Annotated in this window: 18 protein-coding genes; 3 read left to right on the forward strand and 15 right to left on the reverse strand. The window is 45.4% G+C overall.

From position 1 onward, the window contains the following. Nucleotides 1–83 precede the first annotated feature (83 nt). The 10 genes from spoIVA to FYJ57_RS08880 form a co-directional block, all read right to left on the reverse strand. On the reverse strand, nucleotides 84–1,556 hold the full coding sequence (gene spoIVA, locus FYJ57_RS08835; RefSeq protein ID WP_022170892.1) for a stage IV sporulation protein A: 1,473 nt from the start codon (nucleotides 1,554–1,556) through the stop codon (nucleotides 84–86). Between the two features lie 71 nt (nucleotides 1,557–1,627). Further along, the gene (trmD, locus tag FYJ57_RS08840) at nucleotides 1,628–2,392 is read right to left on the reverse strand and encodes a tRNA (guanosine(37)-N1)-methyltransferase TrmD (protein ID WP_154432378.1); all 765 of its coding nucleotides are present in this window, start codon (nucleotides 2,390–2,392) and stop codon (nucleotides 1,628–1,630) included. A 90-nt stretch (nucleotides 2,393–2,482) separates the two neighbouring features. After that, nucleotides 2,483–2,989, reverse strand: a complete 507-nt coding sequence (gene rimM / locus FYJ57_RS08845; RefSeq protein ID WP_154432379.1) for a ribosome maturation factor RimM — start codon at nucleotides 2,987–2,989, stop codon at nucleotides 2,483–2,485. 97 nt (nucleotides 2,990–3,086) lie between these two features. Further along, nucleotides 3,087–3,317, reverse strand: a complete 231-nt coding sequence (locus tag FYJ57_RS08850) for a KH domain-containing protein (protein ID WP_022170895.1) — start codon at nucleotides 3,315–3,317, stop codon at nucleotides 3,087–3,089. Nucleotides 3,318–3,445: 128 nt separating this feature from the next. Next, on the reverse strand, nucleotides 3,446–3,691 hold the full coding sequence (gene rpsP, locus FYJ57_RS08855; RefSeq protein WP_022170896.1) for a 30S ribosomal protein S16: 246 nt from the start codon (nucleotides 3,689–3,691) through the stop codon (nucleotides 3,446–3,448). Nucleotides 3,692–3,743: 52 nt separating this feature from the next. Further along, entirely contained in the window at nucleotides 3,744–5,090 is a 1,347-nt protein-coding gene (gene ffh, locus FYJ57_RS08860) for a signal recognition particle protein (protein ID WP_154432380.1), read from the reverse strand. Nucleotides 5,091–5,093: 3 nt separating this feature from the next. Beyond that, nucleotides 5,094–5,438, reverse strand: coding sequence for a YlxM family DNA-binding protein (gene ylxM, locus FYJ57_RS08865; protein WP_154432381.1), 345 nt, complete (start codon nucleotides 5,436–5,438; stop codon nucleotides 5,094–5,096). A 95-nt stretch (nucleotides 5,439–5,533) separates the two neighbouring features. Next, a complete protein-coding gene (locus FYJ57_RS08870) occupies nucleotides 5,534–6,751 on the reverse strand; it encodes a MalY/PatB family protein (protein ID WP_154432382.1) in 1,218 nt (405 codons plus the stop codon). Nucleotides 6,752–7,085: 334 nt separating this feature from the next. Then, on the reverse strand, nucleotides 7,086–8,558 hold the full coding sequence (gene xylB, locus FYJ57_RS08875; protein WP_154432383.1) for a xylulokinase: 1,473 nt from the start codon (nucleotides 8,556–8,558) through the stop codon (nucleotides 7,086–7,088). Nucleotides 8,559–8,589: 31 nt separating this feature from the next. After that, a complete protein-coding gene (locus FYJ57_RS08880) occupies nucleotides 8,590–10,056 on the reverse strand; it encodes an L-fucose/L-arabinose isomerase family protein (RefSeq protein ID WP_022170901.1) in 1,467 nt (488 codons plus the stop codon). A gap of 268 nt (nucleotides 10,057–10,324) precedes the next feature. Between FYJ57_RS08880 and FYJ57_RS08885 the strand changes: the two genes are divergently transcribed. Then, nucleotides 10,325–11,482 (forward strand): ROK family transcriptional regulator, encoded by a 1,158-nt coding sequence (locus tag FYJ57_RS08885; RefSeq protein WP_154432384.1) that lies wholly within the window; start codon nucleotides 10,325–10,327, stop codon nucleotides 11,480–11,482. 105 nt (nucleotides 11,483–11,587) lie between these two features. On the opposite strand, the gene FYJ57_RS08890 is transcribed toward FYJ57_RS08885, so the two are convergent. Beyond that, on the reverse strand, nucleotides 11,588–11,941 hold the full coding sequence (locus FYJ57_RS08890; RefSeq protein WP_154432385.1) for an SPOR domain-containing protein: 354 nt from the start codon (nucleotides 11,939–11,941) through the stop codon (nucleotides 11,588–11,590). A gap of 440 nt (nucleotides 11,942–12,381) precedes the next feature. Between FYJ57_RS08890 and FYJ57_RS08895 the strand changes: the two genes are divergently transcribed. Next, on the forward strand, nucleotides 12,382–12,672 hold the full coding sequence (locus FYJ57_RS08895) for a helix-turn-helix domain-containing protein (protein WP_235904512.1): 291 nt from the start codon (nucleotides 12,382–12,384) through the stop codon (nucleotides 12,670–12,672). A gap of 245 nt (nucleotides 12,673–12,917) precedes the next feature. Then, a complete protein-coding gene (locus tag FYJ57_RS08900; protein WP_154432386.1) occupies nucleotides 12,918–13,820 on the forward strand; it encodes a DegV family protein in 903 nt (300 codons plus the stop codon). 267 nt (nucleotides 13,821–14,087) lie between these two features. Here FYJ57_RS08900 and ilvA read toward each other — a convergent pair whose 3' ends face one another. From ilvA to rnc, 4 genes are all read right to left on the reverse strand, one after another. Next, complete coding sequence (gene ilvA, locus FYJ57_RS08905) at nucleotides 14,088–15,299, reverse strand: threonine ammonia-lyase (RefSeq protein ID WP_154432387.1); 1,212 nt, start codon at nucleotides 15,297–15,299, stop codon at nucleotides 14,088–14,090. Further along, complete coding sequence (gene ftsY / locus FYJ57_RS08910) at nucleotides 15,299–16,246, reverse strand: signal recognition particle-docking protein FtsY (RefSeq protein ID WP_154432388.1); 948 nt, start codon at nucleotides 16,244–16,246, stop codon at nucleotides 15,299–15,301. Before ftsY ends, ilvA begins: the two co-directional genes overlap by 1 nt. 120 nt (nucleotides 16,247–16,366) lie before the next feature. Beyond that, complete coding sequence (gene smc / locus FYJ57_RS08915) at nucleotides 16,367–19,924, reverse strand: chromosome segregation protein SMC (RefSeq protein ID WP_154432389.1); 3,558 nt, start codon at nucleotides 19,922–19,924, stop codon at nucleotides 16,367–16,369. Between the two features lie 7 nt (nucleotides 19,925–19,931). Next, nucleotides 19,932–20,633 (reverse strand): ribonuclease III, encoded by a 702-nt coding sequence (gene rnc / locus FYJ57_RS08920; protein ID WP_154432390.1) that lies wholly within the window; start codon nucleotides 20,631–20,633, stop codon nucleotides 19,932–19,934. Nucleotides 20,634–20,686: the final 53 nt, after the last annotated feature.

Consider the following 20,686-nt stretch of genomic DNA (forward strand, 5'->3'; position numbering starts at 1 on the left):
GTACTGGTTTCTTTGCCACAGCTTTTATTATAACTTTGTTACAAATCTTTGTCAATTTCTTTGCATTTTCCTCAGCACTTTTTTCAGATAATTATACAGATCAACCCGCCCTTGCTGTCATTGACAATCTTTTGCATCGTATCCTGCAGCTTCACCTGACTTTCTTCGCTGATCTGAGCAATCTTGGTACGGATGCCGTCTTCTACCAGCTGTTCGATGGATTTTCCGAAAATATTGGTCTCCCACATACCATCATCGGTATTTTTTTCATTTTCTTTGATGAATGTGATCAGATCGTGCGCCTGTTCCTCGCTTCCTACAATCGGTGCAATCTCCGTCTCAATATTCGCTTTGATCATATGGATGGACGGACTGACCGACTTGATCTTAACACCGTATTTGTTTCCCTGACGGATCACAACCGGTTCTTCCAGTGTGATCTCATTTTTCTCGGGGATCACCACACCATAACCTGTTCCACGTACGGATTCGATGGCCTGCTGGACTTTTGTATATTCCTGTTTCATCTGCGCCAGCTCTTTCAGCGTATGGATCAGCTGATACTCGCTCTCTATCGTCACACCGGTCATCTCACTCATCACCTGATAATAATAGGGGTCTTCGATCTGAATACGGACTTTTACCACGCCGTTGGAAAGGTTGATTTCTTCCAGTGTGACTGATTTGACATAGTTACTGTCCATCTCCAGATTTTCCTGCCGGATATCACGGATATATTCCATGGTTCCCATCTTCTCTTTCATCTGTTTCAACAGATCTTCTTTCAGATAATGGGTGACCGGAAGCAGTTCCACCCATTTTGGTATGTAATATTCGATCTGACGCACCGGAAATTCATAAAGAATCTTTTCCAGGATCCGGAGCACATCTTCTTTTCGAAGTTGTTCACAGTTTACCCCGAGTACCGCTGCCTGATATTTTTCTTCCAGTTCTCTTACCAGCTTCTGTGCCTCTTCCCCGTACGGCTTTTTCGAATTCACAAGAATCAAAAATGGTTTCCCCTGTTTTTTGAGTTCCTGTACTGTCTTTTCTTCTCCATCCACAAAATTTTTACGCGGAATATCACCGAAGGAACCGTCGCAGGTTACTACGAGACCGATGGTAGAATGTTCCTGGATCACTTTTCTGGTTCCAATCTCTGCCGCCTGATGAAACGGAATCTCCTGTTCATACCAGGGGGTTTTTACCATTCGTTCTTTTTCCTGCTCCATATCCCCTGTAGCTTCAGGCACCATAAATCCCACGCAGTCGATCAGTCGGATCTTCACCGGAATCTCTTCTCCCAGATTTACATTCACCGCTTCCCTGGGAATAAATTTGGGTTCCACTGTTGTAATTGTTTTTCCTGAACCGGAAACCGGCAGCTGATCCCGCACCTCTGCAGCATCCTGTTCTTCCATTCCCGGAAGTGCCAGAAGTTCCATGAACCGCCGGATAAATGTGGATTTGCCCGTCCGGACCGGTCCTACCACCCCCAGAAGGAATTGGCCCTTCGTACGGGCTTGTATATCTTTGTAGACAGCAAATGGCTCCATATAGAAAAATCCTCCTCACCTATACTACTACTCAGTATATGTGAGAAGAATTTTCTCTAATACCAGATTTTTTATTTTTCACAGGGGGATGGATCCTCTTGTGCCATATTTCTCCGCAGCTGTTCCAGATACTGTTTTTCTTTTTTACTCAGTACTGCATCTTCCAGAAGTTCCGGACGGTTCTGAAGAGTTCGCAGGATAGACTGCTCTCTCCTCCACTTTTCAATATTCGCATGATGACCGGAAAGCAGCACCTCCGGTACTTTTTTCCCCATCCATTCTGCCGGACGGCTGTACTGCGGATATTCCAGAAGATTGTCATGGAAGGAATCGAATTCCGCGGATTCTTCATTGTTCAACACTCCCGGCACAAAACGGGAAATTGCATCCATCATTACCAGTGCCGGAAGTTCCCCGCCTGTCAGTACATAATCACCGATGGACACATAATCTGTTACCACTTCTTCCAGCACACGCTCATCTATACCTTCATAGTGTCCACACAAGAATACAAGATCCTGTTCTCTGGCAAAATCTTCCACCATCGACTGCTGAAATACTTTTCCCTGCGGTGTCAGATAGATCACACGTGGTTTGTATCCGATGGATTCGGTCACCTGTTTCCATGCTCTGTAGACAGGTTCCGCCTGCATCACCATGCCGGCTCCTCCTCCATATGGATAGTCGTCCACTTTCATATGTTTATTGGTTGAAAAATCCCGGATGTTCGTTGCAGTCAGCCGGATCAGTCCCTGCTCCATAGCCCGTCCCATAATACTGGTTCCCATACCCTGTTCGATCATCTCGGGAAACAATGTAAGTACATGATAATGCATACTCTTTCCTTCCTGTAATCATACAGCCGTTTGCACAGCTGCTTTTTATCAACATGGATACCTGTCTGAATCTGTCCCGTCAAAAAACGGTCAGATCAGACCATCCAACAGATGAATTTTCATTTTTCCTGCTTCCACATCCACATCAAGGATGCAGTCTTTGATTGCCGGGATCAGAACCTCTCCATGTTCTTCTGTCCGGATACAATACACATCATTTGCCCCTGTCTGCATCACATCTGTCAGAACACCAAATGCTGTACCATCCTCAAGTTCTACCTGCATACCAATCAGATCCGCAATAAAATACTCATCTTTTTTTAATTTCACTGCATGTTCTCTGGTCACATACAGGCTCTTTCCTTTATACTTTTCAATGTCATTGATATTATCAATGCCTTTAAATTTCAGAATCACAAACTGTTTGAAAAATTTTACCCCTTCGATTTCCAGACCTTTCTGTTCTCTTCCGGTATCCAGAATCACCTGTTTTAATTTTCTGAACCGATCTGGATCGTCTGTAGTAGGAAATACTTTTACTTCTCCCCGGATCCCGTGAGTGCTGGAGATTACCCCAACCTGCAGCAATTGTTCCATATCTCTACTCCTCTTTGTTTCCTGTTTCCAACGATATATTACCCGCGGAAATGAATGAAAAAGGATATAGCCATTGGCTATATCCTCATATTTTCAGCTATTGCAGAATTTCAACTACAACCTTCTTATCACATTTAGAGGAAGCAGCTTTTACCACAGTTCGGATTGCCTTTGCGATGCGTCCCTGACGGCCAATCACCTTGCCCATATCGGAAGGTGCCACCTTCAATTCTACTAAAATCGCATTGCTCTCTTCAGTCTGGTTTACTACCACTTCTTCCGGATGGTCTACGAGGGATTTTGCAATTACTTCTACTAAATCTTTCATCACGCACCTCCACGTATTTGTCAGAGCATTTCCATCTCAGAGAAATGCATCAGGCAAAAACGATATTACTGTTCAGAGCAAATCATGAACAGCAACAACATAATTCAGCAGCCCCTGGCGGTCCTGCATTATTTTTCGATACCGGCTAATTTGAAGATTTTGCTTACAACTTCTGTAGGCTGAGCACCGTTTGCCAGCCATTTTTTAGCTGCTTCTTCGTCTACTTTGTATACGCTCGGATCACAGGTAGGATCGTATGTTCCGATCTCTTCGATGAATCTTCCGTCTCTTGGGGATCTGGAATCTGCAACGATGATTCTATAGAAAGGTGCTTTTTTCTGACCCATTCTTCTCAGTCTGATTTTTACTGCCATTTTAATTTCCTCCTTAAGGTTATCCTTGTTTATTATAGTTTTATTTGTTTATTTAAAAGGGAAGCTTAAAGCCGCCTCTTTTACCGCTTTTACCACCCAGCATGCCAGGCATCTGTTTCATCATCTTTCTGGTCTGATCAAACTGTTTGACCATCCGGTTGACTTCCGCAATATCTACACCTGCGCCCTGAGCGATTCGTTTCTTTCTGGACGGGTTCAAAAGATCCGGGTTGGCTCTTTCTTTCGGAGTCATGGAAAGGATGATGGCTTCTTTTCTCGCCATGTCTTTCTCATCGATCATACCCTCGATGTCTTTTGCTTTGTTTCCCAGTCCGGGAAGCATGTTCAATACACTGGAAATACCGCCCATGTTCTTCATCTGGTTCATGCTCTCCAGATAATCGTCAAAGCCAAAGGTTGCTTTCTTGATCTTCTGTTCCATCTCGCGGGCTTTGTCCTCGTCGATGTTCTGCTGAGCTTTTTCAATCAGGCTCATCACATCGCCCATTCCCAGGATACGGGAAGCCATACGATCCGGGTAGAACTGTTCGAGATCGGAAAGTTTCTCTCCCATACCTACATACAGAATCGGTTTTCCACTGATTGCTTTGATAGAAAGTGCCGCACCGCCTCGGGTATCACCATCCATCTTTGTTAAGATCACGCCGTCAATGCCCACCTTCTGATTGAAGGACTCTGCCACATTGACTGCATCCTGACCGGTCATCGCGTCAACTACCAGAATGGTCTGATCCACGTTGACTTCTTCTTTGATCCGGATCAGTTCCTGCATCATATCTTCATCCACATGAAGACGACCGGCGGTATCGAGGATCACAACGTTAAAGTTCTGATTCTTTGCATGTTCAATTGCTGCTTTGGCGATGTTTACCGGGTTCTGTTTATCTCCCATCGAGAAGACTTCCACACCCTGTTTTTCACCGTTGATCTGCAGCTGTGCGATTGCTGCCGGACGATAAACATCACAGGCTACAAGCAATGGCTTTCTGCCTTTTGCTTTCAGCTTTCCGGCGATCTTTGCTGTGGTTGTTGTCTTACCTGCACCCTGAAGACCTGCCATCATGATAACAGTAATCTCTCCTGCCGGGCGCAACGCGATCTCCGTGGTCTCACTTCCCATCAGAGATACCAGTTCATCGTTTACGATCTTGATCACCATCTGCCCCGGATTCAGTCCGTTCATCACATCCTGACCGATCGCACGTTCCTGCACCGCTTTGATAAACTGTTTTACCACTTTAAAACTGACATCTGCTTCCAGAAGTGCCATCTTAACTTCTTTTAATGCTACCTTTACATCTGCCTCGTTCAGACGGCCTTTGCTTCTCAGGTTTTTGAATACATTCTGCAGTTTTTCAGTTAAACTTTCAAATGCCATGTATTATAACTCCTCTAATATGCTGTGGGATAAAGTCTCGATCCGGTTCATCACCTGATTCAGATCTTTTTCCTCATAGTGTTGTGTCAGTCCGTGAATCTCATGTACCTTCTCGCGGACCGCTACGAACTTTTCTACCAGATGCAGTTTTTCTTCATATTCTTCCAGTACTCTGGTACTGCGCTTCACCAGATCATGAACCCCCTGCCGGCTGATTCCCTGATCCTGCGCCACCTCGCTGAGCGAATAATCATTCAACACAACATCTTCGTAAACATTCTGCTGATGCTCCGTCAGCAGTTCGCCATAAAAATCATATAACAATGCCTGTCTCGCAAGCTTATCCATGTGCATCACCTTGGACATCATACAACAATCTTTTATGGGTGTCAAGTACTTTTTCTTGACATCGTCATTTTATGATGTTGGAGGCAAAAGGTATTTTATTTTTCTTCCACAAACACATATTTTTTCAGCCGTTCAAAAGCTTCCTGCACTCTGCTGAGTGGCAGTGCCAGGTTTACGCGGATGCCGTACGGGGCAAAGAACGGGCGACCGTCCTGCCATGCCACACCTACATCCCAACCGGCTTTGAGAACCTCGTCGATGGTTTTTCCATGTGTCTTACACCATTCTTCACAGTCCAGGAACAGCATATAGGTTCCCTGCGGGCGGCTTAATGTGACACCGGGAAAGTGTTCTTTGATGAAATCGCAGGCATAGGAAACATTTCCGCTCAGTACCCGGCACAGTTCATCCACCCACTCATAGCCTTCCGGTTTATATGCACCGATCAGTGCATACATGGAAAGTACATTCATCGCATTATAGTGTGATTTACTGCTGGCTGCCATCACCCGGTCACGAAGATAGGAATTGTAAATGATATGATAACTTCCCACCAGGCCTGCCAGGTTAAAGGTTTTGCTCGGCGCATACATCGCCACGGTGCGGTTTCTCGCATCCTCGCTGACAGACTGTGCCGGCGTATGATGATATCCTTCCAGGATCAGATCCGACCAGATCTCATCGGAGATAACCACGCAGTCATTGGCCTTGTATACTTCCATCGCTTTTTCAATCTCCCAGCGTTCCCATACCCGTCCACACGGGTTATGGGGATTACAGAAGACTGCCACATGGATATGATGCTCTTTGATCTTCGCATCCATATCTTCATAATCCATCCTCCAGATTCCTTCCGCATCTTTTTTCAGCGGACTGTGAACCATCTTATATCCATAATTTCCGATGCATCCGGTAAATCCGATATAAGTCGGGCTATGCAGAAGCACTGCATCCCCCGGACTTGCAAATGCCTGTAATGTAGACAGAACACCGCCGAGTACACCATTTTCATACCCGATTGCCTCCGCAGTCAGTCCCTCTACACCGTTTCGTTTCGTCTGCCAGTCGATAATCTCCTGAAAATACTCTTCCCGCGGATCAAAATATCCAAATGCCGGGTGCTTTACTCTCTCCGCAATTGCCTCCTGTACAGTCGGTACTGTCGCAAAATTCATATCCGCCACCCACATCGGAATAATATCAAATCCCTCTTTTGGTTTCGCCGGACTTCCCTGTCCGTCTTCACTGAGACCATCTACCGCAATCGCATCCATACCGTGACGATCCATGATTGTTGTAAAATCGTATTTCATTTGTAAAAACCTCCATGTGTATATAATTACTCTTATCAATAACTGCTCCACACCTTCACAGTTATCTCTGTTATATATGTTTTCTGTATAAAGCACAAATGTAAAAGCAGGCAGGAATACTATCTGAAACTAGTTTCCTGCCCGTTTTCCCATTACTTTATTGTCTGTACATTCGTTTGTATCTTTGTCCGGAAGAGTCATGTCTGTTCTGTCGTCTGTTTTTATTTTTCCGGAAATCTTTTATCTGTATTATTCTGTATCTAGAGCATGTCTGAAAAATCATTTCCGCAATCTGCAAGCCCCCAACTCACGAAAAGCCTTTTTCAGACACGCTCTAGGAAAGCTTCGGGAATAACGCTTTCACCGTCGGATAGATCTGCACAAATTTCCGATACTGTGTCTCGTATTTTTCTGCGATCTCCGGATCCGGTTCTACGGTTTCCACCACTTTCACGATCCTTGCAGCCGCCTCTTCCACCGATGCAAAGGTTCCATCCGCAACTGCAGCAAGCATCGCACCGCCAAGGGCAGGCCCTTCCTCGGAAGCGATCCGGTCCACTTTGATATTCAGTACATTGGCAATGATCTTCCTCCACAGTGGACTCTTCGCTCCACCGCCACAGATCCTGGTTCTCTCTATATGAATCCCCAGAGATTTTGCTATCTCAAAAGAATCACGGATCGCAAACGCCACGCCTTCCAGAACCGCCTGTGTCATATCCGCACGTGTGGTATCCATGGACATGCCGATAAAGGTTCCTCTCGCCTGCGGATCATTATGCGGAGAGCGTTCTCCCATCAGATACGGTAAGAAGAATACATGATTTTCTCCCAGCTTTTCTATCACTTTCTGCTCTTTTTCGTAATCTTTCGTTCCGATAATGGTATCCATCCACCATTTATTGCAGGATGCCGCACTCAGCATGCATCCCATCAGATGATAATGTCCGTCAGCATGGGCAAATGCATGCAGGGCATTGTGCGGATCCACACCGAAATTCTCACTGGAAATAAAAATTGTTCCGCTGGTTCCCAGAGACACATTACACTGACCATCTCCCACTGTACCGGTTCCCACTGCTGCCGCAGCATTATCCCCGGCACCAGCTGCCACCAGACAGGTTTCCGGCAGTCCCAGCTCTTTTGCTACCTCCGGTTTTAATGTGCCCACTTTTTCATAACTTTCAAAAAGTTCCGGCATCTGTTCCCTGCTGACGCCACAGATTTCCATCATCTGTTCTGACCAGCATTTATTTTTCACATCCAGCAGAAGCATACCGGATGCATCGGAGTAATCACAACAATGTACACCGGTCAGACAGTATGCCAGATAGTCTTTCGGAAGCATAATTTTACAAATCTTCGCAAAATTTTCCGGCTCATTTTCCTTTACCCACAGAAGCTTCGGTGCGGTAAATCCGGCAAATGCGATATTCGCCGTATATTCAGACAGTTTTTCTTTTCCGATCACCTGATTCAGATAATCGGTTTCTTTTGTGGTTCGCCCGTCGTTCCACAGAATCGCCGGGCGGATCACCTGATCCTTCTCATCCAGAATAACCAGTCCATGCATCTGTCCGCCAAAACTGATACCTGCCACCTCTGCCGCGTCGATCTTGCTGATCAGTTCACGGATTCCTTCTTTCGACTGTTCCCACCAGTCTTCCGGATTCTGTTCTGACCAGCCCGGATGCGGGAACGACAGTGGATATTCTCTGGATACGATATTGACAACCTGTCCTTCCTGATCCATCAGCAGAAGTTTTACTGCAGATGTTCCAAGGTCTACGCCAATATAATATTTCATTTTTTCCTCCTGTATCTGATCTATTTTTATTTTATGCAAAAGGATTTTCTGTCGGATATCGGTCTCCCTTCGGATGGTTGTATCCGATCTCATCCGGTGTTACGCCGATGTATTTGAATACTTCAAACAGTGCTTTTCCATAGTGCCCGAATGCAACGGCTCCGTGATGTGGATAGCCTTTTTCGATCAGCTCATGACGATAGAATCTTCCCATCTCCGGAATCGCGAAGATACCGATGCCACCGAAGGAACGGGTAGCAACCGGAAGTACTTCACCGTTTGCCACATAAGCGCGCAGTTTTCCGTCAGCCGTACTCTGCAGACGGAAGAATGTAATATCTCCAGGTACGATATCTCCTTCCAGTGTTCCCTGTGTCACTTCTTCCGGAAGGGATCTTGCCATGATCAGCTGATATTTCATGGAGCAGGAAGTCAGTTTTCCGGTTGTGGTATTACCACAGTGAAATCCCATAAATGTATCTTTGTGTGTATAATTATATTTTCCTTTGATTTCACTTTCATACATATCTGCAGGTACGGTATTGTTGATATCCAGCAGGGTTACAGCATCGTTACTTACCATTGTTCCGATAAATTCACTCAGTGCGCCATAGATATCCACCTCACAGGATACCGGGATGCCTCTTCCGGTCAGACGGCTGTTCACATAGCACGGAACAAAACCGAACTGCGTCTGGAACGCCGGCCAGCATTTTCCTGCGATGGCAACGTATTTTCTCGATCCTTTGTGTGCTTCGATCCAGTCAAGGAGAGTCAGTTCATACTGTGCCAATTTTGGAAGAATGGTTGGTTTGTTGTTTCCATCCCCCAGTTCTTTTTCCATATCTGCAACCACTGCCGGGATTCTTTCGTCTCCGTCATGTTTGTGAAATGCTTCGAACAGATCCAGTTCGGAGTTTTCTTCGATCTCCACACCCAGGTTGAACAGCTGTTTGATCGGTGCATTACAAGCCATAAAGTCCTGCGGACGCGGACCGAAAGTGATAATTTTCAGATCTTTCAGACCAACAACGGCTCTTGCAATCGGAACAAACTCTTCCATCATCTCAGCGACTTCTTCCGGTGTTCCTACCGGATATTCCGGGATATATGCTTTCAGATTGCGAAGCTGCAGGTTGTAGCTTGCGTTCAGCATACCGCAATATGCATCTCCACGTCCCTGTACCAGATTGTCTCCATGCTCTTCTGCTGCCGCAACCACCATACACGGTCCGTCAAAATATTTTACCAGCAGAGTCTCTGCGGTCTCCGGACCGAAGTTCCCAAGATAGACAACCAGGGCATTACATCCTGCTTCCTGCACCTCTTTCAGGGCTTTCTGCATATCCAGCTCACTCTCTACTACGGTTGGACATTCGTACAGTTCTCCCTTATAAGCTGCTGCCACTGCTTTTCTTCTTGACTCGGACAGGGTGATCGGGAAGCAGTCTCTGCTTACGGCTACGATACCTAATTTTACTTCCGGCATGTTCATCATGATCTTATTCCTCCTTGATTTTCTTTCACTGTTTATTCTGACGGATCTTCCGTGCAGTTTCTTTTTCGTTTCATTTGTTTATTTACTAAACTAATCACACTGTATCACTTGTTGTATCTTTCGTCAAGATATTTTTTAGTTTACTGAAAATTGAGAAAAATGTGTCCTGGAACATTCTTTATTTTAATTTGTTTACTTATCAAACAAATTGTGGTATGGTAAATATTAGTTTAAGAAAAAGAAGATTTTACAGGAAGGAGGTGCCTGCATGGTCACAGGAAGCAGAGAACTGATCCGGGAGATGAATCGACGGCTTGTTTTAGAAACGGTCATCAATGACGGTCCTCTTTCCCGGGCGGCTATATCAAAAAAACTGGGACTCACCAAAGCAACGATCTCTGCTATCGTGCAGGATCTGCTGGACGAACAATATATCGAAGAAATCGGAAGCGACCAGACTCAGTATGGTCGAAAACCGATCCTGTTACAGTTCTGTCGACAGAATGGTTATATTATCACCCTCGATCTCGGCGTGGAATGCACCGTGCTGATGGTCTGTGATCTGCTTGGACAAAACTGCCGACTTCATCAGTATAACTGTACGCTGGAACGGGACACCGCAATCAATTTCCTGTTGCAGATCATTCAGAATCAGATTCGTCTTCTTCCCGCTACTCCTTTTGGTGTCGTGGGAATTGGTATCGGCATCCATGGAACCGTCTGCCGGAATGAGATCACTTTTACTCCGAATTATCATCTGGCAGATCTTCCCATTGTAGATGTTCTGACAGACGCTCTCGATATTCCGGTATGGCTGGAAAATGAGGCAAATCTTTCTGCCCTCGCCGAGAAGACTTTTGTGGAAAATCATAAAAACCTGATTCATGTCAGCATTCATGCAGGTGTCGGTGCGGGAATTATTCTGGATCACCATTTATATACCGGCTTCGCCGGAACAGCAGGAGAAGCCGGTCACATGATCGTCCAGCCCGGCGGCCGTTCCTGCCCATGTGGCAATCATGGCTGTCTCGAACAATATATTTCCGAACCGGCGGTTCTCTCCCGCTACCAGGAATTATCCGGTCGCACCACTGTCTCGATCGACGATCTGGTCTGGAGCTATAATCAGAAGGAAGCTGATGCTCTGGCTGTAGTGGATGAATTCACTACCTATCTCGCCTGTGGAATCAACAATCTCTGGAACCTGTTCTCCCCGGAATGTATTATCCTGAACAGTCAGCTGACCGCTTACCTCCCTCAACTGCTCCCGGAGATTTTGCAGAAACTTTCCGCACGTTTCCGCGCTACCTGTCAGCTGAAACTTTCCACGCTTCAGGATACAGGGGTGCTTCTTGGGGCGGCAAGGGTTTGCATCAGTAAATATCTGGGGATTGAGAAGCTGTATTTTTCCGGCTTTCAGCCATGATACGCTGTTTGACTCGTTGCTCTCGTAAAATCAAGAACCGATAGTTTTCTGTATCTTTCAAAAACTATCGGTTCTTTTCATAAAATCGATTTACAGGATTCCCTTTTATCCCTGCCAGTTTCCGGTATATTTGATATACGCATCCGAACAAACTCTCTGCACATCCTGGAGTACCGCAGAGGCAGCTTCCTTTGTTCCATAGATACCAGCCGTGATAACATACCATTTCTCAGTATTCAGATTGCTCCAGTCCGTAGTCACAAACACCTGCGCATCAAATCCATTTTCCCGGATTTTCTTTGCCTGTTTCTGAGCCTCTGCCTCCGTCTTTGCCGCACCACACCAGATGCCGTAAAAAGGAGAGATGGAACTCTGAGAACTGTCAGACTGCTGAACCTCCTTTTCCTGTTCCTGTTGTATGTTTTCTTCTTCCTGATATTCCTCTTTCTTTTCTTTCATTGTTTCGCTTGTTCCAATAAGTTCACTGGCTTCTTCTATTCAAATATATTTATCTGCATTTTCTTCTTTAACATAGAAACAATCTCTCCCATAATTGCAATACTTATTCCACCCATATACACACTTGTCATATTATCTTTTTTATCATTTTCATGGTTTTATCTGGTTCTAATCATATTTTTATAGTTGCTTTCTCTCAATACAATTAGAAAAGTATTCTACATATCTTTGTACTCTTTTATTATTTCTTCATATTCTGAAATTCTTAACCGAACATACTCCCGAGCTGAAATATATCCATTTTTATCCAAATCTGCTTTTTTATATCTTTCTTCCATTCCCTCTCGTATATTCGTATTTATAATCGGATATTCATTAATAGTTCAGTTTATTAAACTAACATTTTTTCATATGATTAAAAGAAAAGTCAAGGAGAACATATGTCACTGGATTATAAAGAAATCGGCAGACGCATCGCAGCCCGACGTGAACAGCTTGGGTTGAAGCAATCTGAAGTCGAAGAACGAGCGGATTTAAGTTATAAATATCTTTCTAATATTGAGCGTGGAATCTCCATTCCATCTACGGAAGTTATTATGCGACTCGCTTCAGCACTTGAAACTACACCGAATGAATTTTTAATTGGTACAAACAGTTCGGACAATGCAGAATGGGAAGATATTGCTGATATGCTACGTTATTTCGATAAGAAAAAAACTTTCTCTTACTAAAAATTTTCTGATATGGCTTTCTGAACAGGAATTATAATCATCCTATTTATTTTTCACATTGCAAACCCGAATTCTTAACTATTTTGAGCATTCGGGTTTTTATTTTTTTACAATACACTGGTTTTCTAAAATTTCTATAAAAATACGACACATCCCCCAAAACGTATCTTGACTTTCCTCACCATTTTTCCTATACTGCTATTTGCAACCCTTTACCCTGATTTTCTGATAAGGATATTTATATTATGTTTGAAATTTTTGTTGATTCTGCTGCGAATATTCCGGCGGAGCTTGTGAAGGCATTTAAGATTAAAGTGCTTTCTTTTGTAAATCTTGTAAATGGTAAAGAAATGACCTGTTTTGATCCGGATCTTACGCCAGAGGAGGAGCGTCAGAAAGGAAAAGATTATTATGATATGGTTCGTGCCGGTGCGGATATCAAGACCGGACTGATCAGCAGCGGTGTCTTTGAAGATGCGTTCCGGGAGGCTCTGGAGGCGGATAAAGATGTGCTTTATTTTTCTCTCAGTAAAAATATCAGTGGAAACTATAATTCCGCAAGAATCGCTGCCGAAGATCTGATGGAATCCGGTAATTATACCAGAAAGATCCGTATGATCGACTCCCTCAACGCTTCCCTGGCACAGGGAATCCTCGCGATCTATGCCAGTGAGATGCGTGAAAAAGGCATGGCTTTTGATGAAGTGGCTGACATCCTGGAAACCTGCCCGGCAAAAATGAACGGTGTCTTCACTGTCGGTGATCTCAAATACCTGGCAAGAACCGGACGCCTGAGTGGAACTGCTGCAGTCATCGGTAATGTATTGAGCATCAAACCGATCCTGCGCGGAAACAAAGACGGCTACATCGTCCAGTATAAAAAATGCCGTGGTCGCAAATCCGCCCTGAACGAGCTGATCTCCCTCGTCTGCAATAACATCGTGGAACCGGAAAAACAGATCATCGGAATCGCCCACGCAGACGCTTACGAAGACTCCCTGTACGTCATGGAAGAAATCCAGAAACACATCAAAGTCCGTGGCTTCATCAACACCTCCTACGACTTCTGCACCGGCAGCCACGTAGGCCCCGACACCATCGCCATGTTCTTTATGGGCAACGACCGCGAATTACAGGGCATGAAATAATTTCTTAAATTAATCATCATAAATCCAAAATGACAGATAGTATTCCAGAACATCCGTTTTAAAATACTACCTGTCATTTTTTAATCCAGTCAATAACTTCCAATTGCATCCACCCCTTCTCCCTCAGCCAATACCCATCCCAAAAGCAGACTGCACCGTTCACGGCAACACTTTGTGGGCGACTAGCTCAAAGTTGCCCTGCCCACGTTGCCGAGAACGGTGCAGTCTGCCTTCGGGCGTCCGTACATTGGCTCACCCTTCTATATTTTACAGATTCGTCCGAATCAATTTCGGCCGATATCCATCTTTTTCCAGTTCCTGCATAATCTGCTGCTTATGCTCCGTACCAAACGCTTCCATAGTAATCTTAAGCTCCACAGCTGCATTTCTGTTTGTACTATAGAACTGGTTATGATCCAGTTTAATAATATTACCCTGCTGCTCCGCAATCTTCTGAGAAACCTTTGTAAGTTCACCCGGACGATCCGGCAACAGAACAGAAATCGTAAAGATACGGTCTCTCTGGATCAGACCCAGCTGAACAACAGATGCCATCGTGATCACATCCATATTACCGCCACTCAGAACAGAAACCACTTTTTTACCCTTGACATTCAGGTGTTTCAGTGCTGCCACAGTAAGCAGACCGGAGTTTTCTACGATCATCTTGTGATTTTCTACCATATCCAGGAAACTTACGATCAGTTCATCATCTTCTACCGTGATCACATCATCCAGATTCTTCTGCAGATACGGGAATACGTGCTCACCAGGAGTTTTTACCGCAGTACCGTCTGCAATCGTATTGACCGTAGAAAGTGTGGTAACTTCTCCCTTATCCAGAGAAACCTGCAGACAATTTGCTCCTGCCGGTTCCACACCGATCACTTTGATGTTCGGATTCAGCAGTTTTGCCAGTGTGGAAACACCGGTAGCCAGCCCGCCACCGCCGATTGGAACCAGAATATAATCAACCAGAGGAAGCTCTTTGATGATCTCCATAGCGATGGTTCCCTGTCCGGTTGCTACTGCCGGATCATCGAAGGGATGGATAAATGTATATCCATGTTCTTCTGCCAGCTCATAAGCATGTGCACATGCATCATCGTAGACATCTCCATACAGGACAACTTCCGCACCGTAGCTTTTTGTTCTCTCGACTTTGATCAGTGGTGTTGTGGTCGGCATAACGATGACAGCCTTTGCACCGTATGCTTTTGCCGCATAAGCCACACCCTGCGCATGATTACCTGCGGAAGCGGTGATCAGACCTTTTGCTCTCTCTTCTTCTGTCAGTGTACTGATCTTATAGTACGCACCTCTTAACTTGTACGCACCGGTTCTCTGCATATTTTCCGGTTTAAAATATACTTTATTTCCTGTCATCTGACTGAAATAATCACTGAAAATCAATTTTGTATCCTGGGTTACTCTTTTTACAACCTCTGAAGCCTCTTCAAATTTGTCAATGGTAAGCATTATGATTCTTCCTCCTCTGTTTTCACATCAAACAGTGCATTTACAAACTGTTCTGCATTGAATTTCTGCAGATCATCGATGGATTCTCCCACACCGATATATTTTACCGGAATATCCAGCTCGGACTGGATGGCTACGGCGATGCCGCCTTTTGCAGTTCCGTCCAGTTTTGTAAGAATGATACCGGTGACGTTTGCCACCTCTTTGAACTGTCTCGCCTGTGCCAGTGCATTCTGTCCGGTCGTACCATCCAGAACAACCAGTGTCTCCAGATAAGCATCCGGATATTCTCTCTCCAGCACACGGTAAATCTTTCGAAGTTCTTCCATCAGATTCTTTTTATTATGCAGACGTCCTGCAGTATCACAGAGCAGTACATCTGCATTTCTCGCTTTAGCTGCTGCTACGGCATCGTACACGATTGCTGCCGGATCTGCACCGGCCTGTCCCCCGATCAGATCCACACCGGCACGATGCGCCCACTCTGACAGCTGCTCTCCTGCGGCTGCGCGGTATGTATCCGCTGCTGCCACGATGACTTTCTTGCCCTGATCCTTCAGTTTTCCTGCCAGTTTTCCGACAGAAGTAGTTTTTCCCACACCGTTGACACCTATCACCAGCACAACGGATTTTCTGTTTTCAAATTCATAGGCAGTATCACCCACATCCATCTGACGTTTGATCTCATCGATCAGAAGCTGTTTACATTCCGAAGGTTCTTTGATCTTCTTTTTTTCCACTTCTTCCTTCAGATGCTCAATAATAGATGTTGTGGTATTGATACCAATATCCCCCATCACAAGGATCTCTTCTATTTCTTCATAGAAATCATCATCGATACTGGAAAAGCCGCTGAAAATAGAGTCAATTCCGGCCACAATATTATTTCTCGTTTTTGTCAGACCCTCCCGGAGACGTCTGAAAAAACCTTTCTTTTCCTCTGACATATGGTTTCCTCTCTTACTCTCAACTTTTTCATCATTTTGTCTCTGTCACTTTACTGTACGACTTCATTATAAAATGATGTATATACTACTGCAAGTCTTTTTTTGATTTACAGATAATTCCTACTCATCCAGCTGATTCTCGATCAGGTTGACCGATACCAGCGTGGAAACACCTTTTTCCTGCATGGTGATACCGTAGAGGCGGTCTGCCGCGTTCATTGTACCCCGGCGATGGGTGATCACAATAAACTGTGTGTTTTTTGTAAGTTTGTGCAGATACTGTGCAAAACGGGTAACGTTGGAATCATCCAGTGCCGCCTCGATCTCATCCAGCAGACAGAAGGGTGACGGTTTCAGGTTCTGTATGGCAAAAAGCAGTGCAATGGCTGTCAGTGCCTTTTCCCCACCGGACAACTGCATCATGTTCTGCAGCTTCTTTCCCGGTGGCTGAGAGATGATCCTGATACCGGCTTCCAGTACATCCTCATCTTCCATCAGCTCCAGAGTACCCTTTCCGCCCCCGAAAAGCTGTTTGAATACTTTATCGAATTCCACGCGGATCTCCTGGAACTTTTCTGTAAACTGTTTACGCATTCCCTCATCCAGTTCTGCAATGATTCCTTTCAGTGTCTCTGCTGCCTCCACCAGATCGGTATGCTGCGCGCTTAAGAACGTGTGACGTTCCAGAATCTCTTTATATTCCTCAATCGCATTGACATTGACATTACCCAGTTTTCGGATCGCATCTTTTAATTCTGCGATCTGCTGCCGGATCACACTGCGCTCCGGCATGTCTTCCATCCGATAGGTGTTCGCCTGTCCCGGTGTGACCTCATACTCTTCCCAGAGATAATTAATCTGGTTATCCTGCCGTTCTTCCAGTTTTTCTTTCTGGCTGTTCAGTCGGAAACATTCCTTGTCCATCCGGCTGATATGTGCAGACAGTTCATCCCGGCGGCTGAAGAATGTCTTATGCTGGCTGTTCAGTTCTTCTTTCTTTTCCAGATACTGCTGCATCTGCGCCTCGTCTTCCTCACGGATTCGGCTGGCTTCCTGAATTGTTTTCTGAATAGACAGAATAGTTTGTTCTTTTTCCTCTTTTTCCTTGCCACCCTCTTCCAGAGATTCCTGCATCTGTTGCAGTTCACCTCTCATTGCCGCTTCTTCCTGATGAATACGGATGAGATTTTCTCCTGTAAAGCTCACTTTCTGTTCCAGCGAAGCATAAGCCACCTGGATCTGGTTCAGTTCCTGACTGTAAGAAGCTTCCTGTTCCTGCAATTTTTCCAGAATTTCCTGCTGACTGTTCACCAGTGCTTCCTGTTCCTGCTCTCTGGCTGTGGAATGTTTCATTTCTTCCCGGATGGATGAACTGCTTTCCTTGATCTCTGCAATCTGTCCTTCAATCTCGCGTCCCTCTGCTTTTAACTGTCCATAGCCGGTCCGCACTTCACGGATGCGCGCCTCTGCCTGGGTGATTCCCACCTTTTCTGTATTCTGACTGATCTGCAGCTGCTGTAACTGCCTGGTCATCTCTGCCAGATCATCCCGCAGTGTATTTCTACGCTCCCGTTTATCCAGGATGATTTTCTGTATCTTTTGCAGCTCTTCTTTCAGTGCTGCCACTTTTCCTTCCAGTTCCTCTATTTCCCGGCGACGTCCCAGAAGATTGCTGCTGTTTCGGAACGCTCCACCGGTCATGGAACCGCCGGGACTTAAGGATTCTCCCTCTAACGTAACAATCCGCAAGGTATGGCGGTATTTTCTTGCAATGACGATGGCGTGATCAATGGTATCCACCACCAGTGTCCTTCCAAGAAGCTGTGACAGCAGAGTTCGATACGTACTTTCGGCAGTTACCAGCGTATCGGCGAGCCCGATCACACCTTCTTCTTTCAGTGCTGCGGGATTCTGGAAACTGCTGCTTCGCATATTGGTCAGGGGAAGAAACGTTGCCCGGCCGTACCGGTTTTTCTTCAGATATTCAATCATGACCTTAGCGGTCTGTTCGTTATCCGTAACGATATTCTGGATACTTCCGCCCAGAGCTGTTTCCACCGCTGTTTCATATGCTTTCTCTACCTTGATCAGGTCTGCAACAACACCGTGGATCCCCGGCTGGCGATCCTTCTGTTCCATAACACGCCGGATACTGTTGCCATATCCTTCATAACGTTCTGCAATATTTCGCAGAGACTCCAGACGGGATGCCTCCCTGTGATAGGCTGTCTGTCCCTGTTCCAGTTTCTTATTCTGTTCCTCCATCTGGCTTCGCAGAGAGCCGACTTCCCGCTCCACTTTCCGGTATTCCATCTGTATACCATCCATCTGAGCGCCGATCTCTTTGCATTTTTCCTGATGTCCCTGAATGATCTCCTGCTGCTGTGACTCATCGCTTTTCAGTTTCAGGACACGCTGGCTGAGAGCCGCTTTCCGTATACCGATCTGTTCAAGCATCGCATCATAACGCTGCATCTTACCTTTGGTGGATGCCCGCTGATTCAGGATCTCGATGATTTCACTCTTACCATCCTCTATGCTCTGATTTGTTTCTTCTATATTCTGATGCAGAATCGCCAGTTTTTCTTCTGCTTCTTTCTTTCTGACAGCTGCTTCGCCCAGGCTTTCTTTCAGGGCTTCCTGTTCCTGTTCATGTCCGGCTGCTTCCTGCTGTCGGCGGTCAAGTTCCTGACGGATCGTCTGGATACGTTCTTCATAGTGCTGATGATTCTGCTGGGCTGCGCGGATCTGTTCTTTTAACAGTTCCACACTGTTTTCCAGCTGCTGCTTTTTCAGGGCATTCTCGCTCGCCTGAGTTCTCGCTTCCTGAATCTTCGTATCCAGTTCTTCCAGTTCCTTTTCCAGACGTTCATACTCTGCTTTTGTCTGATCAAACTGTGTCTGCGTCTGTTGCAGCTCATTCTGAGAAATCTGATATTTTTCTTCTGTTTCTTTTAACTGTTCTTTGATATGAGCACTCTCCGCCAGATACATGTTCACATCCAGGATCTTCAGTTCTTCTTTTTTCTTCAGATAGACTCTGGCCGTTTCTGACTGTCGTTCCAGAGGACCCAGCTGCCTGGTAAGTTCCGACAGAATGTCTGTCACACGAACCAGGTTCTGCTGTTCCTCATCCAGTTTCTTTAATGCAGTTGCTTTTCTCCGTTTGAACTTTACAATACCTGCTGCCTCGTCGAAAAGTTCTCTTCGTTCTTCCGGTTTTCCGCTCAGGATCTTATCGATCTGACCCTGACCGATAATGGAATATCCTTCTTTACCGATACCGGTATCGTAAAACAGTTCGTTGATATCTTTCAGTCGGCAGCCGGTTCCATTTAACAGGTACTCGCTTTCTCCGGAACGATACAGTCGTCTGGTGACAGTCACCTCTTCATATTCGATATCCAGTTTGTGATCGGAATTATCCAGAGTAATGGCTACCGATGCAAATCCCAGCGGTTTTCTGGTCTCTGTACCGGAAAAAATGACATCCTGCATATTTCCGCCACGCAGCTGTTTTGCACTCTGTTCACCCAGTACCCAGCGGACAGCATCACCAACGTTGCTCTTTCCACTGCCGTTAGGGCCTACAATGCCGGTGATACCGTTATGGAATTCAAATACGATCTTATTGGCAAAGGATTTGAATCCCTGTACTTCGATACTCTTTAAATACATACGTCACCTACTGTTTCTGTTTGTTGTCCGTGGCTTTCAGTCTGCAGATCGCACGGTATGCTGCCATCTGTTCTGCAGCTTTCTTGGTTCTTCCGCTTCCCTGTCCCATGCACTGCTCACCGATCCATACTTCCACGGAAAAGGTCTTGTCATGATCCGGTCCGCTCTCACCCAGCGGATGGTAGGAAATCTCTCCCGGGATATTTCCCTGTACCATCTCCTGGAAGATAGTCTTGCTATCAAAAAAGAGTTTTTTGTGTTCCATATCATTTAACACATATCTCAGTACAAACTCTTTTGCATTAGCAAATCCACCATCCAGATAAACCGCACCGATTACAGACTCCAGTGCATCCGAAGTTACAGAATCTCTGTGACGTCCACCTGTCATTTCTTCGCCTTTCCCCAGACGAAGAAAGCTTCCCAGTTCAATTTCTCTGGCGCAAAATGCCAGTGTCGGCTCACATACCAGGCTTGCACGCAGTCTGGTCAGTTCTCCCTCCGGCATCTGTGGAAACTGTGCAAATAAATGTTCACTGCTTACCAGTTCCAGCACTGCATCTCCTAAAAACTCCAGCCGTTCATTACATTCGATCCGGTTCATCTTATGTTCATTGGCATAGGAGCTGTGACGCAATGCCTTTTCCAGAAGTTCCGGATTCTGAAAATGATATCCTATCCTTTTTTCCAGTTCCTTTAATTCTCTCATATTTTCTCCCGATTTTATTTTTCACATATCACCTTCGGTGATTGTATATTGCC

This window comes from Oliverpabstia intestinalis (genome assembly GCF_009696065.1).
Classification (GTDB): Bacteria; Bacillota; Clostridia; order Lachnospirales; family Lachnospiraceae; genus Oliverpabstia; species Oliverpabstia intestinalis.

Excerpts from the sequence above, each read along its gene's own strand:
- FYJ57_RS08850 (WP_022170895.1), bottom strand. The coding sequence starts at position 3,317 with ATGAAAGATTTAGTAGAAGTAATTGCAAAATCCCTCGTAGACCATCCG.
- FYJ57_RS08885 (WP_154432384.1), top strand. The coding sequence starts at position 10,325 with ATGGTCACAGGAAGCAGAGAACTGATCCGGGAGATGAATCGACGGCTT.
- rpsP (WP_022170896.1), bottom strand. The coding sequence starts at position 3,691 with ATGGCAGTAAAAATCAGACTGAGAAGAATGGGTCAGAAAAAAGCACCT.
- ffh (WP_154432380.1), bottom strand. The coding sequence starts at position 5,090 with ATGGCATTTGAAAGTTTAACTGAAAAACTGCAGAATGTATTCAAAAAC.
- smc (WP_154432389.1), bottom strand. The coding sequence starts at position 19,924 with ATGTATTTAAAGAGTATCGAAGTACAGGGATTCAAATCCTTTGCCAAT.
- rimM (WP_154432379.1), bottom strand. The coding sequence starts at position 2,989 with ATGGAACAATTGCTGCAGGTTGGGGTAATCTCCAGCACTCACGGGATC.
- ftsY (WP_154432388.1), bottom strand. The coding sequence starts at position 16,246 with ATGTCAGAGGAAAAGAAAGGTTTTTTCAGACGTCTCCGGGAGGGTCTG.
- ilvA (WP_154432387.1), bottom strand. The coding sequence starts at position 15,299 with ATGCTTACCATTGACAAATTTGAAGAGGCTTCAGAGGTTGTAAAAAGA.
- FYJ57_RS08900 (WP_154432386.1), top strand. The coding sequence starts at position 12,918 with ATGTTTGAAATTTTTGTTGATTCTGCTGCGAATATTCCGGCGGAGCTT.
- FYJ57_RS08880 (WP_022170901.1), bottom strand. The coding sequence starts at position 10,056 with ATGATGAACATGCCGGAAGTAAAATTAGGTATCGTAGCCGTAAGCAGA.
- FYJ57_RS08870 (WP_154432382.1), bottom strand. The coding sequence starts at position 6,751 with ATGAAATACGATTTTACAACAATCATGGATCGTCACGGTATGGATGCG.
- trmD (WP_154432378.1), bottom strand. The coding sequence starts at position 2,392 with ATGCATTATCATGTACTTACATTGTTTCCCGAGATGATCGAACAGGGT.
- rnc (WP_154432390.1), bottom strand. The coding sequence starts at position 20,633 with ATGAGAGAATTAAAGGAACTGGAAAAAAGGATAGGATATCATTTTCAG.
- spoIVA (WP_022170892.1), bottom strand. The coding sequence starts at position 1,556 with ATGGAGCCATTTGCTGTCTACAAAGATATACAAGCCCGTACGAAGGGC.
- FYJ57_RS08895 (WP_235904512.1), top strand. The coding sequence starts at position 12,382 with ATGTCACTGGATTATAAAGAAATCGGCAGACGCATCGCAGCCCGACGT.
- FYJ57_RS08890 (WP_154432385.1), bottom strand. The coding sequence starts at position 11,941 with ATGAAAGAAAAGAAAGAGGAATATCAGGAAGAAGAAAACATACAACAG.
- ylxM (WP_154432381.1), bottom strand. The coding sequence starts at position 5,438 with ATGGATAAGCTTGCGAGACAGGCATTGTTATATGATTTTTATGGCGAA.
- xylB (WP_154432383.1), bottom strand. The coding sequence starts at position 8,558 with ATGAAATATTATATTGGCGTAGACCTTGGAACATCTGCAGTAAAACTT.